At 68.8% G+C, this 16,874-nt stretch carries 13 protein-coding genes and 1 tRNA gene; 5 read left to right on the plus strand and 9 right to left on the minus strand.

Annotated elements, in window-relative coordinates:
- Positions 1-21: 21 nt before the first annotated feature.
- Positions 22-1,311: an ABC transporter substrate-binding protein gene (locus tag MIAR_RS13360; RefSeq protein WP_285636823.1), complete on the minus strand. Its 1,290-nt coding sequence runs from the start codon at positions 1,309-1,311 to the stop codon at positions 22-24.
- Positions 1,312-1,428: 117 nt separating this feature from the next.
- On the opposite strand from MIAR_RS13360, the gene MIAR_RS13365 reads away from it, so the two are divergent.
- Together MIAR_RS13365 and MIAR_RS13370 are read left to right on the plus strand one after the other, a co-directional pair.
- Positions 1,429-2,280, plus strand: coding sequence for a MurR/RpiR family transcriptional regulator (locus MIAR_RS13365; RefSeq protein ID WP_285636825.1), 852 nt, complete (start codon positions 1,429-1,431; stop codon positions 2,278-2,280).
- 34 nt (positions 2,281-2,314) lie between these two features.
- Positions 2,315-2,992, plus strand: coding sequence for a phosphoribosylanthranilate isomerase (locus MIAR_RS13370; protein WP_285636827.1), 678 nt, complete (start codon positions 2,315-2,317; stop codon positions 2,990-2,992).
- Positions 2,993-3,019: 27 nt separating this feature from the next.
- Here MIAR_RS13370 and MIAR_RS13375 read toward each other — a convergent pair whose 3' ends face one another.
- The gene (locus tag MIAR_RS13375; RefSeq protein ID WP_285636829.1) at positions 3,020-5,344 is read right to left on the minus strand and encodes a transketolase-like TK C-terminal-containing protein; all 2,325 of its coding nucleotides are present in this window, start codon (positions 5,342-5,344) and stop codon (positions 3,020-3,022) included.
- Positions 5,345-5,559: 215 nt separating this feature from the next.
- Here MIAR_RS13375 and MIAR_RS13380 point away from each other — a divergent pair, with 215 nt between their 5' ends.
- Together MIAR_RS13380 and MIAR_RS13385 are read left to right on the plus strand one after the other, a co-directional pair.
- Positions 5,560-6,030, plus strand: coding sequence for an Lrp/AsnC family transcriptional regulator (locus MIAR_RS13380; protein ID WP_425561603.1), 471 nt, complete (start codon positions 5,560-5,562; stop codon positions 6,028-6,030).
- Positions 6,031-6,087: 57 nt separating this feature from the next.
- A tRNA-Ser gene (locus tag MIAR_RS13385) sits at positions 6,088-6,175 on the plus strand.
- 75 nt (positions 6,176-6,250) lie between these two features.
- Here the strand turns inward: MIAR_RS13385 and MIAR_RS17510 are convergent.
- The 7 genes from MIAR_RS17510 to MIAR_RS13425 all read right to left on the minus strand — a co-directional run bounded on the left by MIAR_RS17510 (position 6,251) and on the right by MIAR_RS13425 (position 15,512).
- Entirely contained in the window at positions 6,251-7,498 is a 1,248-nt protein-coding gene (locus MIAR_RS17510; RefSeq protein ID WP_344289320.1) for a GNAT family N-acetyltransferase, read from the minus strand.
- Between the two features lie 46 nt (positions 7,499-7,544).
- Entirely contained in the window at positions 7,545-8,774 is a 1,230-nt protein-coding gene (locus tag MIAR_RS13400; protein ID WP_285638523.1) for a multidrug effflux MFS transporter, read from the minus strand.
- A gap of 228 nt (positions 8,775-9,002) precedes the next feature.
- On the minus strand, positions 9,003-10,160 hold the full coding sequence (locus tag MIAR_RS13405; RefSeq protein WP_285636835.1) for a cystathionine gamma-synthase: 1,158 nt from the start codon (positions 10,158-10,160) through the stop codon (positions 9,003-9,005).
- A gap of 115 nt (positions 10,161-10,275) precedes the next feature.
- Positions 10,276-11,670: a cystathionine beta-synthase gene (locus MIAR_RS13410; protein WP_285636838.1), complete on the minus strand. Its 1,395-nt coding sequence runs from the start codon at positions 11,668-11,670 to the stop codon at positions 10,276-10,278.
- A 104-nt stretch (positions 11,671-11,774) separates the two neighbouring features.
- Positions 11,775-12,743: a carbohydrate ABC transporter permease gene (locus MIAR_RS13415; RefSeq protein ID WP_285636841.1), complete on the minus strand. Its 969-nt coding sequence runs from the start codon at positions 12,741-12,743 to the stop codon at positions 11,775-11,777.
- Positions 12,743-14,089, minus strand: coding sequence for a carbohydrate ABC transporter permease (locus tag MIAR_RS13420; protein WP_285636844.1), 1,347 nt, complete (start codon positions 14,087-14,089; stop codon positions 12,743-12,745). Before MIAR_RS13420 ends, MIAR_RS13415 begins: the two co-directional genes overlap by 1 nt.
- Before the next feature lie 91 nt (positions 14,090-14,180).
- A complete protein-coding gene (locus MIAR_RS13425) occupies positions 14,181-15,512 on the minus strand; it encodes an ABC transporter substrate-binding protein (RefSeq protein WP_285636847.1) in 1,332 nt (443 codons plus the stop codon).
- Between the two features lie 271 nt (positions 15,513-15,783).
- On the opposite strand from MIAR_RS13425, the gene MIAR_RS13430 reads away from it, so the two are divergent.
- Positions 15,784-16,791, plus strand: a complete 1,008-nt coding sequence (locus MIAR_RS13430; RefSeq protein WP_285636851.1) for a LacI family DNA-binding transcriptional regulator — start codon at positions 15,784-15,786, stop codon at positions 16,789-16,791.
- Positions 16,792-16,874: the final 83 nt, after the last annotated feature.

Here is a 16,874-nt window from a genome sequence, read left to right on the forward strand (position 1 = left end):
CGGATCTCGCTGGGCACCCGCTCACTTCCCCGCGCTGATCGCTTCGTTGATCGCGTCGACGGCCTGCTGGGCGTCGACCGAGCCCTCGATCAGCCCCTGAAGCGTCGAGTAGTAGACGGTCGTGGCCTTCGGAGGCAGAGCGGTGTCGTAGAACGGATCGAGGTGTCCTGCCGGCTCGATGATGTCGGACACGATGCCCGAGAGCACGGGGCCCGCGACATCCGGCGTGGTCGCGCCCTTCAGCGTCACCATGGTCTTGCGCAGCTCGACGTACTTCTTCATCACGTCGGGGCTCGTCATGTACTGCAGGAACTCGGTGGCCAGCTTCTTGTCCTTCGCCTTCTCGGAGATCGCGAAGGCGGCGGCGACGCCCGCGAGGGTGTCGGTCTGGTCGCCCTTGCCGCCCGCGACGGTCGGGAACGGGAAGTACCCGAGCTCGAAGCCTGCCGGCGCATCGGCGGACATGCCGATCTGCCACGTTCCGTTGAGCACCATGGCCGCCTGCCCGTTCAGGAACAGCAGGTTCGCCTCCTGATCGGACATGCCGTTCGCCCCGGTCGGCAGGAGCTTCTTCTGCGCGAGCGTCTGCAGCGGCTCGGCGCCCTTCGCGTCGAGCGCGATCTTGCCGTCGCCGTTCAGGAAGTCGGTGACCAGACCGCTGCCCTCGGTGCGCATCTGCCCGTACTGGAACCAGAAGGTCGCCGGCCAGCTGTCCTTGTTGCCGAGCGCGACGGGGACGATGCCGTCGGCCGCGATCTTCTCGCTGAGCTGCACGAACTCATCCCACGTCTTCGGCGTCGTCCACCCCTTCTTCTCGAAGAGCGCCTTGTTGTACCAGACGACGGCGGCGTCGATGTCGATCGGCACCGCGTAGGTGGAGTCGTCGAAGGTGACCGAGTCCATCGCGGCAGGGATGAAGCTGTCGCCCCAGCCGTCCTTGGCGAGAGCGTCGTCGAGGTCGGCGACCTGACCGCTCTTGACGAAGGCGTCGAGGAACCCGCCCGGCAGGGTGTAGAAGACGTCGGGCGCATCGCCCGTGGACATCGCGGTCTGCAGCTTGGTCTTGTACGACGACTGCTCGGCGGAGACCTCCTTGATCTTCGCCTCCGGGTGCTCCTTCTTGAAGCCGTCCATCGCCCACTTCATGAACTCGACCTTGTCGGCCTGCCCGGCATAGGCGTGCCAGATGGTCAGGCTGTCGGCGCCGCCTCCCGCGGCGGGGGCCGATCCACTGCCCACGCAACCGGACAACGCGACCAGCGCGCCGACGGCAAGCGCCGCCGCGGCGGCCTTGCGGAGGTGACGGTTCATGAGGACTCCTTCTGACGACACTGTCGGGAAACGTGGTATCACAATATACTCATCGAGTTGGATGTGGTAGCACCACATTACGATCCGCCGGCCAGATCGGAAGCGAGGATAGGACGCATGGCATCCCATGAGAGAGCCGGAGCGATGACGCTCCTGCGCGCAGCCCTTCCCGGCCTTTCCACCACCGAGCGCCGCGTCGCCGACTGGATCCTCACCCGGCCCGAGCACCTGCTCGAGGCGTCGATGATCGACGTCGCGAAGGCATGCGAGGTGAGCGACACCACCGTGCTGCGGATGTGCCGCAATGCCGGGTTCGCGGGCTACACCGACCTGAAGCTCGCGCTCGCCCGGGACCTCGCGACGCCGATGCAGCTCATCCATGACGATGTCGCGGACGGGGACGACCCGATGACCATCGCGCGGAAGGTGTTCGCGCACGCCGCCCTCTCGCTGCAGGACACCGCGGACGTCATCGCGCAGGACGACTTCACCGCCGCCCTCGAACTGCTCGAGACGTCGCGCAGCGTGCTCGTCGGCGGCGTCGGCACGTCGGGCGTCGTCGGCCAGTCGTTCTATCAGCGCTGCCGGCGACTCGGCATCAGCTGCGACGCCCCCCAGGACTCACAGGTGCAGAACATCCACGCCGCGCTGCTCGACCCCGGCGATCTCGTCGTCGCGATCTCGTACTCCGGCGAGACGCGGTCGGTGGTCAGCATGGCCGAGGGCGCCAGGCGCGCGGGGGCGAAGGTGCTCGCCGTCACCGGAAACCGCGAATCCCACCTCGCCAAGGTCGCCGACGTGGTGCTGCAGAGCGTGTCGCACGAGACCAGGAACGAGCCCCTCGCGGCCCGTCTCTGCCAGCTCGCCCTTCTGGACGCCCTCTGCGTCGCCTACAGCCACCGTCATCTCGCCGATGTGCTGAGCAGGGATCAGCGCGCGGGCCAATCCATCGTCGAGAGCTCGTTCTGACTCTCGATCCCACCTCACAGAGGAGTCGTACACGATGATCGTCCAGATCTACACGGCGCAGTCCGCCGATGAAGCGGTCGCGCTCGCAGAGCGGGGGGTCGACCACGTCGGTCTCACGCCGACGACCGTCGGACTGCCGGGCCAGATCAGCGAGGCCGTCGCTGCCGAGGCGGTGGCAGCACTGCGCGGACGCGCACGTTCCGTGGCGCTCAGCGTCGAGACCGAACTGGCCGAGATCGCGCGCATGGCGGCGGCGGTGCGTCCCGACATCCTGCATCTGTGCGGTGAGATCGGCGCCGTCACGCCGGATGACGTACGGGAGCTGCGCGGAATGCTGCCCGCCGGCATGGAGATCATGCAGGCGATAGCGGTGGGTGCCGAGGACGACATCGCGATGGCCAGGGAGTACGCGCAGGTCGCCGACTACCTGATCCTGGACTCGTACACCACCGATGTGCAGGGCGTGGGCGCCGCGGGCGTGACGCACGACTGGTCGCGCAGCGCGGAGATCGTCGCGAGCGTGGATATCCCGGTGATCCTGGCAGGGGGCCTCTCAGCGGCGAACGTCGCCGAGTCGATCGCGGCCGTGCATCCGTGGGGCGTGGACTCGCTCACGCTGACGAACCGTCCGCTCGGAGACGGGCGCTTCGAGAAGGATCTCGACGCCGTGGCCGCGTTCGTCGCAGGCGCCACCGCGGTCGCCGCGGTCTGAGAGCGGGCGCGGTCGCGCGGCACCCGCCTACTCGGCGAGATCGAGCACGGCCCGCACCATGCTGTCCTCGTCGATGCCGTGGTAGCGGTAGACGTCGGCGAGGTCGCCGGCCTGGCCGAACCTGCTGACGCCGAGATGGCGGGCGGGGACCCCTTGGATGCCGGCGAGGAACGCCAGCGCATGCGGATGCCCGTCCAGCACCGTCACCATCGGCACGGCGCGCTCCGCGGGCAGCACCTGATCGAGGATCCACGTGTCCGCACTCCCCTGCCCGCCGCGCGCCTGCACTGCATCGAACAGAAGGCCGGGGCTGGTGACCACGATCACGTCGACCTGCCTGCCGAGCGCGGCAAGACGATCGGCGGCGCGCAGGGCATCCGGGACCATCACGCCCATCGCGACCAGCGTCGCCACCGGCGCATCCGCCGTGCGCAGCCGATAGGCCCCCGCGACGACCTGACGGCGTCGGCGCTCGCGAGCCGCCGGGTCGGCGGGGATCGCAGCCAGGCCCTGGTCCACGGGCTTGGTCGACAGACGCAGGTACGCGGAGCGCCCACCCGGCCGGGCCATCTGCGACATCGCCGCCAGCAGCGACCACTCCACCTCCTGGACGAAGGCGGGTTCGTAGCTGAGCAGGTCGGGCTGCTCGATGCCGATCGACGGCGTCTTGATCGACTGGTGCGCGCCGCCTTCCGCCGCCAGGGAGACGCCCGACGGCGTGCCGATCAGGATCGACTGCCCGCCGGCGTACATGCCATATGACCACGGCTCGAGCGCACGCTCGACGAACGGATCGTAGAGCACCCCGATGGGATACAGCGGCTGCCCCCAGCGGCTCCACGTCGCCCCCAGCTCGCCGATCAGGCTGACCAGGTTGACCTCGGCGATCCCGAGTTCGATGTGCTGGCCGCTCAGCCGCTCACGCCAGTGCATGATCGTCTCGGGGTCGTCCTCGAACCAGTCCTGCCGGTCGTCCGTCGACCAGACGCCGACCTTGTTCAGCCAGCCCGCGAGGTTCGTGCTGGTGCTCACGTCCGGACTCGCGGTGACGACCCGGCGCGCCACCTCGGGCGCCGATCTGGTGAGATCGAGCAGCACGCGACCGAGCGCCGCCTGCGTGGTGCCGCTGCCGCTCGGCGTACGACCGAAGTCGGCCGGCACGGCCGGGATGACCGCCGCCGGAACGGGATCGCGGGTCAGTCGCCGCGCGGTGGCAGCGCACGCCCGTCCCTCCGGCGAGTCGGGCTCGAATCGCTGCCACGGGGCGGACGGGTCCATCCCGACCTCCTGCGCGAGCTGCGCATACTGCTCGTGCGTGAGCAGCGAGGAGTGGTTCTGCGGATGCCCGGCCGTGGGCAGCCCGTTCCCCTTGATCGTGTACGCGATGATCACCGTCGGGCGCGCATCGTCGATCTGCGCGAACGCCTCGCGCAGCGTCGCCAGGTCGTGCCCGCCCAGATTGCGGATCGTGGCGACGAGTTCGTCGTCGTCCACGGTCTCGAGCAGAGCCCGGATGGCGGAAGCCGACGCCTCGGCCCCGGGCAGGCGATGGCGCAGCTCCGCCGCCGGGCAGCGCAGCAGCCGCTGGTACTCCGCGTTGGGCATGTCGAGGATCCGCCGTCGGAGCTCGGCGCCTCCCGGATGAGACAAGAGCGCTTCGAGTCGCTGCCCGAACGGCACGGTGATGACCTGCCATCCCGCGGCGCTGAACATCCGCTCAAGCCTGCCTGCGGCGATGTTCGGCACCACCCGGTCGAGCGATTGCCGGTTCAGGTCGACGATCCAGACGATCTCGCCCAGGTCGGACACATGAGGGTCGAGCACCGCCTCCCAGACCGCACCCTCATCGAGTTCGGCATCCCCGACCAGCGAGTACTGTCTCCCCTGCGCCGACGCCCCCGAGATCGTGGCCGCATAGCGGCGGGCGATCGCGCCCCAGATGGGCGCGGTGGCGCCGATCCCCACGGAGCCGGTGGAGTAGTCGACGGTGTCGGGGTCCTTCGACCGGCTCGGATAGCTCTGGATGCCGCCGAACTCGCGCAGCGAGCCCATGTGGTGGTCGTCGAGCTCTCCGAGCAGATAGTGGATGCCGTGCAGCACCGGCGAGGCGTGCGGCTTCACCGACACGCGATCCTCGGGCTGGAGCTGGTCGAACCACAGCGCCGTCATGATCGTCGCGATGGACGCGCTGGACGCCTGGTGTCCTCCCACCTTGAGTCCGGACGGGTTGGGACGGACGCGGTTGGCGTGGTGGATCATCGACGTCGACAGCCACAGCACGCGCTGCTCGATCGCGGCGAGCGTGCGGAGGTCTGCGGCGGAGTCGGCGACGGGTGCGGCGAAGGCGTTCATGCGACGGGTTCCTCGGAATGGGATGCGGCGTCCTCGCCGTCATCCGCGGATGCTCCGGCCCTTCTGGGGCCGCAGGGTGAAGGTGCATGATGTGCGCCGATGCCCGGAGATGAAGCAGATGTTTCCCTCATTGGAGCAAGAGGTACCGTGTTGGACAATAGTGATCGTCGATATTGAGCAGAACGGGCAGAATCCCGCGATCGAGAGCCAGGATGATGAGCACTGTGTCCAGCACCAGAACCGCTGACCGCACCGACCGGGAGCTGCTGCGCCGGCTCATCCGCACGCCGGGGGCGACGATCGTCGCCCTCGCCGAATCGGCGGGACTCGCACGCAACACCGTCCGCTCACGCCTCTCCCGATACGACGAGGACGGGACGCTGCGCTCCTTCCAGCGCCGCATCGCCCCGGCCGCGCTGGGCTACCCGCTGAGCGCGTACGTGCTCACCCGGGTCACGCAGCGGAAGCTCGATCAGGTCGGTGAGGCGCTGTCCGAGATCCCCGAGGTGATCGAGGTGCTCGGCCTCTCGGGGATCACCGACCTCATGATCCAGGTCGTCGCACGAGACGCCGACGACCTGTACCGGGTCGCCGGCCGCATCCTCGGCGTCGACGGCGTCAAGCGCACCAGCACGGGCCTGGTGATGCGCGAGATGGTGCCGTACCGCATCCAGCAGCTGCTGTGAGAGCCACTGTGTTCATGAGCGGGTTCCGCATCGGATAGGATGGACAGGTTGTTTCCTGGTGACGTGTCCGAGCGGCCGAAGGAGCACGCTTGGAAAGCGTGTGTTGTGCAAGCAACCGCGGGTTCGAATCCCGCCGTCACCGCCAGAACGCCCGAGGGCCCTCACGACGTGGGGGCCCTCAGGCGTTTCCGGACCGGCGCACTCGCGCACGGCGTTGCGCTCAGGCGAAGCGGATGCCGTAGTGCGCGGCGTCGGGCGTGACCTCGAGCAGCGTCATCCCCAGGCGCTCGTAGAACGCGCCGGCGGCCGCGTTGGCGGGGTTCATCCCCAGGTGCAGGCCCGGCACGCCGCGGCGGCGCAGTTCGTCGAAGAGCGTCTCGATGAGCCGGCGCCCCAGCCCCTGACCCTGCGTCTCGGGCAGAAGATCGATGTGCAGGTGCGCGGGGTACTCGGCGGAGTAGGCGGCCTGCCCCGGCGCCCGGCGGGTCGCGAGCCCGATCATGGCGTCCTGTCGCGTCGGCTCGCTCTCGCCCGACAGCGGGTAGCGGCCCGCGACGCCCGGCCACCACTCGTCGCGGAACCATGTCTCGAACGCCTCGGTGTCGGACGTGGCGACGATGTAGCCGATGGTTCGTCCGTCGGCGGACTCCACGACCCAGGCCAGATCCGGATGCCGCTCCACATAGGGCACCGCGAAGATGTCACCCCAGAGACGATCGTCCTCCAGGATCCCGGTCGCATCGCCGCCGACATCCGCCGTCCGCACGCACACCTCGTACAGAGCGTCACGGTCGGAGGGACGGTAAGGACGGATGCTCGACACGGGGGACTCCTTCAGCTCCGCTGCTGCCACGGAACGTTCCCAGCCTAGTGAGGCCCAGCCTCCCGCGACCGCCGCGACCAGCAGCGGGGCCGCTGTGCCGACCAGCATCCCGCCGACGGTGTCGGTGAGCCAGTGAACGCTGAGGATCGTGCGTGACAGCGCCATGCCGACGGTCCAGCCGATTCCGACCGCTGCCGTCCAGCGTCGAGGCCAGACGAGGTACAGCAGCACTGCGAGCGTGGCGGCGTTCGTCGTATGCCCGGAGGGGAATGAACCGGGGTCAGAGACGACGAGCATGTCCTCCGGTCGCGCACGGTCGAACAGCGCCTTCATCAGCTGAGCGAGTCCCACGCTCACCAGCAGGGCGGCAGCCGCGAGCACCGCGGCCCGCCAGCGTCGCAGCAGCAGGAGGATCCCGATCAGCACCAGGGGCACGACGACGCCCGCCCGCCATCCCCCGCCGACGTAGTTCAGCACGTACGACAGCGCCAGCATCCACGGCTGCCTGACCTCGACCATCAGGTCGTGCCATCCCTGATCCAGGCCGTTCACCGCGCTACCGGGCAGCACCACGACGGCCCAGCCGAGCACGGCGGCGGCCGCGAGCATGCTGCCGACCGCGATCAGCATCCTGGCCCTGGTCATCGTCCCATTCTGCCTGCCCGGCTCGATCGACCCGGCATCACGCGCGTCAGGGTGCGAGCATCGCGACCGTGCGCGGGCGCACGATCAGCCAGAGCGACAGGATCGCCACCACCGCGCACCCCACCATGACGATCGCCATGGTGGTCGCCGTGATGCCGGACCCTGCCGAGATCAGCCCGACGGCCGGCGAGATGATCGCGGCGACGCCGTTGTTGCTCGCGCCCAGCACGGACGCGGCGGTGCCGGCGGCCTTGCCGTGCCGGTCCAGCGCGAGCACCTGCACGCAGGGGAACGTGAATCCGCAGGCCGTCATGAACAGCCACAACGGGATGACGGTGCCCCAGAACCCGGCACCCACCTGATCGCACACGATGATCGTCGCGCCCGAGATCAGCAGCAGAGCCGTCGAGAACGCCATCACCCACTGCGGCCCGAACCGCGCCGCCAGCCGCGCGGACACCTGCACACCGCCGACCACGCCGAGCGAGTTCGCCGCGAACAGCAGCCCGTAGGCCTGGGGGTTCAGTCCGTGCGTCTGCTGGAACAGGACCGGCGAGGCCGACAGGTACGAGAACAGGCCGGAGAACGTCATGCCGCCGATGATCAGCACGCCCACGAACACCCGGTCGGAGAACACGCTGCGGTAGCGCTGCAGCACGGTGCTGGACCCCCGCTCCTGCCGGCGCGCCTTCGGCAGCGTCTCGGGCAGCAGCAGGATCGCTGCGAGCAGCATCACGGCGCCGTAGCCGGCCAGGACCACGAAGATGCCCCGCCACGGCATGACCGTCAGCAGCCCCGAGCCGATGATCGGTGCGACCACGGGCGCGACGCCCGAGACCAGCGACAGGCGCGAGAGCATCACGACCAGGCGCCGCCCGCCGAACAGGTCGCGCACGATCGCCATGGCCACCACGCCGCCGGCAGCAGCGCCGATGCCCATCACCACGCGCGCCGCACCCAGCAGGATCAGATCCGGCGCGATGGCGGCGGCGATGCTGGCGAGCACATGCAGTGCGGTCACCACGATCAGCGGCACCCGGCGTCCGACCTTGTCGCTGAGCGGTCCGACGATCAGTTGACCGATCGCGAAGCCGATCATGGTGCCGGTGAGGGTCAGCTGGATCATCGCGGCCGAGGTCGAGAAGTCCGCCTCCAGCTGCGGGAACGCCGGCAGGTACAGGTCGATCGTGAACGGCCCGAGCGCCGTGAGCGCGCCGAGAAGCAGGATGTAGAGCACCCGGCGTCCGGTGGAGATCGCGTCGCCCGGGTGCAGCATGATCGGCGCGGTCGCCGGGTTCGCCCCGAGTGTGCGGATCGCGCCGGTCGGCGTGGAGGTGCGGATGGTTCCGGTGATGGCCCGGATGCTGCCGGTGGGAGTGCGATCGTCGCTCACGGGGAACTTTCGAGGGAGGAGCGGATGCTGCGCTCGAATCGATTCGACGCAGGGGAAGTCCTCAATGTTACTCGCCCGCACAACCTGCCGCGGACTCCGCGCAGGGCAGCCTCAGCGTGCGGCGACGCGGGCCAGACCCTCCTCCAGGTCGGAGATGAGGTCGGCGACGTCCTCGATCCCGACGGACAGCCGCACCACGTTCTCGGGGACGGCGAGCGCGGTGCCGCGCACCGAGGCGTGGGTCATCTCGGGCGGGTAGCCGATCAGCGACTCCACGCCGCCGAGCGACTCCGCGAGCTGGAACAGCGTGGTCGATTCGGCGAACGCGCGCGCTGCGGAGGGCCCTCCGGAAAGGCCCAGTGACAGCATCCCGCCGAAGCCGCTCATCTGGCGTGCGGCGATCTCGTGGCCGGGGTGCGAGGCGAGTCCGGGGTGATAGACCTCGGAGAACTCCGGCCGCGCCGCTGCCCACTCGGCGATCGCCTGCGCGTTCTCGCTGTGCTGACGCACCCGCACGGCGAGCGTCTTGATGCCGCGCGTCGTGAGCCAGGCATCCAGGGGTGCGGACACCGCGCCCACGGCGAACTGCTGGAATCGGACCGCCTCCTCGAACCTGTCGTCACGCAGCACCACCGCCCCTCCGAGCACGTCGGAGTGCCCGCCGAGGTACTTGGTGGTCGAGTGCACCACGATGTCGGCCCCGAGCGCGAGCGGCTGCTGCAGCGCCGGCGAGGCGAACGTGTTGTCCACGACCAGCACCGCACCGGCGGCGTGTGCGATCTCCGCGACCACCGCGATGTCGACGATCTTCAGCAGCGGGTTGCTGGGGGTCTCCAGCCACACGATCCTCGTCTCGGGCCGCAGCGCCGCACGGATGGCATCCGCGTCCTGCAGCTCCACCGTGGTGGTCTCGATGCCCCAGGGCGCCAGCACCTTCGTGAGCAGGCGGTAGGTGCCGCCGTACACGTCGTTGCCGAGCAGCACGTGGTCGCCGGGGCGCAGGATGCCGCGCAGCAGCGCATCCTCGGCGGCGAGCCCCGACGAGAACGACAGCGCCGAGGCGCCGCCCTCCAGAGCCGCGAGCTGCGTCTCGAGCGACGAGCGCGTGGGGTTTCCCGCGCGGTTGTACTCGTAGCCCTCCCGGAAGCCGCCGATGCCGTCCTGCACGTGCGTGGACGCCTGGTAGATCGGCGGGATGATCGCGCCGGTCGTCGGGTCGGGCTCCTGACCCGCGTGGATGGCTCGGGTGGCGAAGGCGCGGTCGGTCATGACTCTCCTCAGTCGTGTGGGGCGGTGTGCTCACCGTACGCCCGGCGACCCGGGCATCCGCCGTCCTGTTACGTCGCGAGACGACCCTTCGGCAGGCCCAGGGAGCCGGATGTCGTCAGCGGGACAGGTATCCGAGCAGATCCTGACGGGTCAGCACCGTGTGCGGGCGTCCGTCGACCGTGACGAGCAGGGCGTCCGCGTCGGCGAGCGCGCTGCGCGCCTGCGCGACCGGGGTGTGGATGCCGATGAGCGGCAGCCGCTCCCCCACGTGCATGCCCACCGGGTCGGCGGGCTGCGCCTCGCCCCGGAACAGCAGGTCGAGCAGCCCCTTCTCATCCACGGCGCCGACGACCTCGCCCATCATCACGGGCGGCTCGGCGCTGAGCACCAGCAGCTGCGAGACGTCGTACTCGGTCATGGTTCCGATGGCCTCGAGCACGGTCTCGTCCGGATGCGTGTGCACCAGCGCGGGGATCGCTCGGTGGGTCTCCTGCTTGAGCTTGATCACGACGTCGCGCGCGGCCAGCACGTCCGCGACGGTCTCCTCCGCCTCCACCTCGCTGAAGCCGTAGGATCGCATCCACGAATCGTTGAAGATCTTGCCCAGGTAGCCCCGCCCGCCGTCCGGCAGCAGCACCACCATCACGGCATCCGCGGGCAGGTCGCGCGCGACCCGCAGGGCGCCGACCACCGCCATCCCGCTGGATCCGCCGACGAGGATGCCCTCCTCGCGCGCGAGCCGGCGCGTCATGGCGAACGCCTCGGCATCCGTGACGGCGACGATCTCGTTCGGCACCTGCGGGTCGTAGGCCCCGGGCCAGATGTCCTCGCCCACGCCCTCGACGAGATACGGCCGGCCGGTCCCGCCGGAGTACACGCTGCCCTCGGGGTCGACGCCGATCACGCGCACGCGGTCGTCCGAGACCTCGCGCAGGTATCGTCCCGTGCCGCTGATCGTGCCGCCCGTGCCGACACCGGCGACGAAATGGGTGATCTGGCCGTCGGTGTCGCGCCAGATCTCGGGCCCTGTGGTCTCGTAATGGCTGCGCGGCCCGTTGGGGTTCTCGTACTGGTTGGGCTTGAACGCGCCGGGGATCTCACGGGCGAGCCGATCGCTGACGCTGTAGTACGACTCGGGGCTGTCGGCGGGGACCGATGTCGGCGTCACGACGACCTCGGCCCCGTAGGCGCGCAGCACGTCGATCTTGTCCGCACCCACCTTGTCGGGCACCACGAACACGCAGCGGTAGCCGCGCTGCTGCGCCACCAGTGCGAGCCCGACGCCGGTGTTGCCGCTGGTGGGCTCGACGATCGTGCCGCCCGGCTTCAGGTCGCCGGCAGCCTCGGCCGCGTCGATGATGCGACTGGCGATGCGGTCCTTGGCGGAGCCGCCGGGGTTCAGGTACTCGAGCTTGACCAGGACGGTGCAGGCGATTCCGGAGGTCACCCGGTTGAGCCTGACCAGGGGCGTGTCGCCGACCAGGTCGACGATGTTCTCGGCATAGCGCATGCGCTCCACGGTAGATGCACGGAAGCCGGATGCCGCTTGTGTTTCAGCCTGCGCGGGCTGTGTGTCCGCGCAGGCCGCACGTGCGGCATCCGGCTTCCGTCCGGTCAGCCCTTGGTCGCGCCGGCCAGCAGACCGCGCACGAAGAAGCGCTGCAGCGCGAAGAACACGATCAGCGGCACGACGATCGCGATCAGCGTGCCCGCCGACTGCAGGAACCAGCGGTTGCCCCACGTGCCCGACAGCGAGTTCAGCGCCTGGGTGATCGGCAGCGCGCCGGGCGAGGCGAAGATCGTCGCGACCAGCAGGTCGTTCCACACCCACAGGAACTGGAAGATGCCGAACGACGCGATGGCCGGCATCGCGAGCGGCAGGATGATGCGGAAGAACACCTGGCCGTGACCCGCGCCGTCCACTCGAGCCGCCTCGACGATGTCCCCCGGGATCTCGGCGATGAAGTTGTGCAGCATGAACGTCGCCAGCGGCAGGGCGAAGATCGCGTGCGCGATCCACACCCGGGCGAAGCTGTAGTCCAGGTCGTTCAGCGTGAAGCCCGGGAAGACCGCCACATCGCCGATCGTCAGCCCGTTGGAGAACAGGCTCAGCAGCGGCACCAGGGCCATCTGCAGCGGCACGATCTGCAGCGCGAACACGAACACGAACAGCAGGTTGCGGCCCTTGAAGTCGATCCACGCGAACGCGTAGGCGGCCAGCGAGGCGATCACGATCGGGAACACGGTGGCGGGGATCGTGATCGCGAGCGAGTTCACGAACGCCGTCGCCAGCGTGGTCGACGTGCCACCCGCGTTGAGCGCCTGCACGTAGTTGTCCAGGGTGAACTTCGGGTCGGTGAAGACGGTCCACCAGCCCGTGGACTGCGTGTCGGCGCCGGGACGGAAGGAGGTCACGAACAGGCCGAACGTGGGGATCGTCCAGAAGAAGGCGATGATCACGGCCGCGATCGTCGCGCCCTTCGAGGTGAGCTTCTTGTGGGCGATGGCCTCGTTGCGGCGCGTGTCGCGGGCGACCTGACGCTTGCTGCGGGTGTCGCGGACGATGGCTTCGGTGACGCTCATCAGCGGATCTCCCTCTGCTTGGCCATGGATCGGGCGTTGTAGATGATCAGCGGCAGCACGAAGATGAACAGCACGACGGCGAGCGCCGAGGAGTGCCCGTAGCTCTGGAAGCGCTGCTGCTGGTTGACCATCTCGAAGCCGAGCACGGTGGTGTCGTCGCGACCGCCGGTCATCACCGCGACGATGTCGTACACCTTCAGCGACATGATCGTGATGGTCGTCAGCACGACGATCAGCGAGGAGCGGATGCCCGGGACCGTGACATTCGTGAACCGCTGCCACGCGTTCGTGCCGTCGAGCTCAGCAGCCTCGAGCTGCTCGGCGGGAACGGCCTTGATCGCGGCGGAGAGGATCACCATCGCGAACCCGGTCTGGGTCCAGATGAAGACGATCAGCAGCATGATCGTGTTGAGCAGCGGCTTGACCGCCAGCCAGTTCACGGGGTCGCCGCCGAACATCGTCACGATCGCGTTCAGCAGGCCGAGCTGGTCGCCCTGCCGGTAGTCGTACATGAACTTCCAGATGATGCCGGCGCCCACGAACGAGATCGCGACCGGCATGAACACGAGGACCTTCAGCACCTTCTCGCCGCGGGCGCGGTCGATGAAGACGGCGTAGGCCAGCCCGAAGGCCACCGAGATGGTCGGGGCCAGCAGCGCCCAGATGAGGGTGTTGATCACGGACCACGTGCCGACCGGGTTCGTGAACACCCAGACGTAGTTCTCGAATCCGACGAACTCCTTGCCCGTCTTGTCGAAGAAGGACTTGAAGAAGGTCGCCACGGCCGGGTAGATCAGGCCCATCAGCAGCATGATCGCTGCGGGTGCCATGAAGAGGATGAGCTGGAACAGGTAGCCGGCACCCTGGCGCGATCGGTAGTCGGCGAAGAACAGCAGTGCGCCGGAGACCAGCGCGATTCCGACGACGTAGAGCACAGCGTTCGAGTACGGCCGCAGCAGCATGAACGCGAGCACCGGGATCACCAGGCAGGCCACGAGCCGCATGATGAAATAGCCCTTGCCGGGACGCGGGGCGTACTCGATGAGCACCAGCACGATCGCCACGACGACGCCGAAGGCGAGCAGGACGACCGGTATCTGCAGCAACGGGTGCAGACCGCCCAGCCACATGAAGAACGTGTTCAGCGAGACCGGCCCCAGCGCGATGCGCGAGGCATTCTCCACGGGTGTTGAGAACAGCAGCAGGAAGAAGAGGGCGACGATCAGCGCGAAACCGACCACGACGAGCGTGCGGGTGATCGCGCGTCCTCGTCGGTCTGTGCCGTGCGTGGTCTGCGGCAGCTCGCCTGTTCCCTGATCCTCGTCTTCGACGATCACTTGCGACATGGATTCCCCTTCTGTGAGGCGGGTGCGGGGCCGGGCGTCTCCGCCCTTCCCCGCACCCGTCAGCAGGTTGCGCTCAGACTAGCGCGACCGATCAGTTGTTGTAACCGGCCTGGATGTCGCTGAGCACCTGGTCGGTCGACTTGCCGTCGATCCAGTCGACCATGCCCTTCCAGAACGAGCCGGAGCCGACGGTCGCGGGCATCGCGTCGGAGCCGTCGAAGCGGAAGGTCGTCTTGTCGTCCTGCATGATCTTCATGGCATCCTGCAGGAACTCGCTCGACGCCAGGCTGGGGTCGGCCTTCTTGTTCGCGGAGATCACACCGCCGAGCTTGACGCGGGCGTCAGCGAACTCGGGCGATGCCATGAACTCGAGCACCTTGACGGTGGACTTGTCCGCGTTGAAGCCGGCGACGAACTCGCCGCCACCCTCGACGTTGAGCTCGCCCTCCTTGGTGCCGGGCATGATGAACGCGTACACGTCGCCGTCGGGCGCGACCTTCGGGGTCTGACCCGCGGCGTTCTTCACGTCGAGGAAGTTCGCCGACAGGAACGACGCCTGGTGCGTGAGCGCGCAGCTGCCGTCCGCGACCTTGGCGGCGACGTCGCCGAACGCGGTCGAGTTGATGCTCTTCACGTCACCGAAGCCGGCGTTCACGTAGTCCGGGTTCTTCAGGATGGAGCCGACCGCCTCGAAGGCGTCCTTGATCTGCGGGTCGGTGAACTTCACGTCACCGGCGACCCACTTGTCGTAGACGTCGGCGCCGGACTGGCGGAGGACGAGGTCCTCGACCCAGTCGGTTCCCGGCCAGCCCGAGGCGTCACCCGACGCGAAGCCCGCGCACCAGGGCGCCGTGCCGGTCTTGGACCGGATGGTGTCTGTGAGCTTGATCATGTCGTCCCAGGTCTTGGGGACCTCGACGCCCCACTCCTTGAACTTCGCCGGCGAGTACCAGATGTAGCCCTTGAGGTTGGCGAGCATCGGCGCGGAGTAGAACGTGCCGTCGATCGTGCCGTAGTTCTTCCAGTCCTTCGACCAGTTCTCGTCGACCGCCTTCGACACCCCCTCCGGAGCCTTCTGCACCTTGCCGGTCTCGACGAGGGACTTCAGCAGACCCGGCTGCGGGACGATCGCGATGTCAGGCGCGTCGCCACCGGTGACCTTGGTGACGATGTTGCCCTCGAAGCTCTTGTCACCGGTGTACTCGACCTTGATACCGGTGTCCTTGGTGAACTGCGCGAAGGTCTTGTTGAGGTCGTCGGCCTCGGAGCCGGTGATGCCGCCGGAGATGCGGACCGTGGTCTTGCCCTCCGAGCCGCCGTTCCCGCCGCCCGGCGTCGCCTCCGCGCATCCGGTCAGTGCGATCGCAGCCGCACCGACCAGAGCGAGGGGAGCAAGTAGGCGGTATCGCTGTGACAGAGCCATGTGTTTTCTCCTCATTCGGGTGGATCCCGGCCCTCAGGCTGCGATCTCCGCAGCCTTTGAGGAACCGATTCCAGGACAACCTACTTGCCCTGAGCGCCCTTGCACAACGCCACGCACAGAGATCTTCACAACCGTTGTGGAGACGTGATGCGTCGCGTGGGAGCGCTCCCATAGCCTATCGTGTGGAACCGGTTCCTTTCGACGCGGCATCCGGATACGCTGTCGTGAGCCCACCCCGGACGCCCGACCGGGCATCCGATTCGGAGGAATGATGAGCACGATCGCCGATGTCGCCGCACGCGCCGGCGTCTCGAAGGCGACCGCGAGCCGCGCGCTGAGCGGCGGCGGCTACGTGTCGCAGGAGACCCGCGCGCGCGTGCAGGCCGCGGCGTCCGAGCTCGCGTACGTGGCGCATTCCTCGGCGACAAGCCTGGCGACCGGGCGCTCGCTCTCCGTCGGCGTGATCATGCCCGCGCTGGATCGCTGGTTCTTCGCCGAGCTGCTCGCGGGCATTCAGGAGGGATTGCTCGCCTCCGGCCAGGACCTCGTGCTCTACGGCATCCAGGAGGGCACCGCCGAGCGCGCGCGGCTCTTCGAGGAGGTGCTCCCCCGGCGCCGGCTGGACGGCATCATCGCGGTGGGCATCCAGCCCAGCGCCCACGAGCTGGAACGCCTGATCCAGGTGGAGTCGCCCCTGGTCAGCGTCGGCGCCTACAGCGAGGACACCAGCGCCGTCTCGATCGACGACGCAGCCGCGGCGCGGATCGCCACCGAGCACCTGATCGACCTCGGCCACCGCGACATCGCCTTCCTCGGTGGCAGGGCGGATGCCGCGACCCACGCCTTCGGCGACGAGCAGCGCCGGTCCGGCTATCGCGAGGCCATGAACGCCGCGGGGCTCGCCGAGTTCATCCGGCATGCCGACGGCGCGCCGACCATGCCCGGCGGATACGAGGCGGGTGTGCGGATCCTCGGCGACAGACAGAACCGGCCGACGGCCCTCGTGGCGGTCTGCGACGAGGCTGCGATCGGCGGCGTGATCGGCGCACGAAGGCTCGGCCTGTCGGTCCCTGCCGAGCTGAGCATCGTCGGGATCGACGACCACGAGCACGCCGAGATGTTCGCCCTCACCACCGTGCGGCAGCAGCCGCGGGTGCAGGGGCGCGCGGCGGTCGACCTGCTGCGCCAGCGCATGGAGGCGCCGGACGCCGTCCCCGAGCGGCGCGTGCTCCCGTCCGAGCTCGTGGTGCGTGCGTCGACCGCCGCGCCGCGGACATAGCGTCGCGCACATGACAGAGGGCCCCGGGACGAATCCCGAGGCCCTCCGAGCGCTGTGAAGCGCGGGACGATGCGCTTCGCGCG

This window comes from Microbacterium arabinogalactanolyticum, from assembly GCF_030268005.1.
GTDB lineage: Bacteria > Actinomycetota > Actinomycetes > Actinomycetales > Microbacteriaceae > Microbacterium > Microbacterium arabinogalactanolyticum.

Excerpts from the sequence above, each read along its gene's own strand:
- MIAR_RS13405 (WP_285636835.1), bottom strand. The coding sequence starts at position 10,160 with ATGACCGACCGCGCCTTCGCCACCCGAGCCATCCACGCGGGTCAGGAG.
- MIAR_RS13415 (WP_285636841.1), bottom strand. The coding sequence starts at position 12,743 with ATGAGCGTCACCGAAGCCATCGTCCGCGACACCCGCAGCAAGCGTCAG.
- MIAR_RS13365 (WP_285636825.1), top strand. The coding sequence starts at position 1,429 with ATGGCATCCCATGAGAGAGCCGGAGCGATGACGCTCCTGCGCGCAGCC.
- MIAR_RS17510 (WP_344289320.1), bottom strand. The coding sequence starts at position 7,498 with ATGACCAGGGCCAGGATGCTGATCGCGGTCGGCAGCATGCTCGCGGCC.
- MIAR_RS13425 (WP_285636847.1), bottom strand. The coding sequence starts at position 15,512 with ATGGCTCTGTCACAGCGATACCGCCTACTTGCTCCCCTCGCTCTGGTC.
- MIAR_RS13400 (WP_285638523.1), bottom strand. The coding sequence starts at position 8,774 with ATGCTGCACCCGGGCGACGCGATCTCCACCGGACGCCGGGTGCTCTAC.
- MIAR_RS13370 (WP_285636827.1), top strand. The coding sequence starts at position 2,315 with ATGATCGTCCAGATCTACACGGCGCAGTCCGCCGATGAAGCGGTCGCG.
- MIAR_RS13430 (WP_285636851.1), top strand. The coding sequence starts at position 15,784 with ATGAGCACGATCGCCGATGTCGCCGCACGCGCCGGCGTCTCGAAGGCG.
- MIAR_RS13375 (WP_285636829.1), bottom strand. The coding sequence starts at position 5,344 with ATGAACGCCTTCGCCGCACCCGTCGCCGACTCCGCCGCAGACCTCCGC.
- MIAR_RS13380 (WP_425561603.1), top strand. The coding sequence starts at position 5,560 with ATGAGCACTGTGTCCAGCACCAGAACCGCTGACCGCACCGACCGGGAG.
- MIAR_RS13410 (WP_285636838.1), bottom strand. The coding sequence starts at position 11,670 with ATGCGCTATGCCGAGAACATCGTCGACCTGGTCGGCGACACGCCCCTG.
- MIAR_RS13360 (WP_285636823.1), bottom strand. The coding sequence starts at position 1,311 with ATGAACCGTCACCTCCGCAAGGCCGCCGCGGCGGCGCTTGCCGTCGGC.
- MIAR_RS13420 (WP_285636844.1), bottom strand. The coding sequence starts at position 14,089 with ATGTCGCAAGTGATCGTCGAAGACGAGGATCAGGGAACAGGCGAGCTG.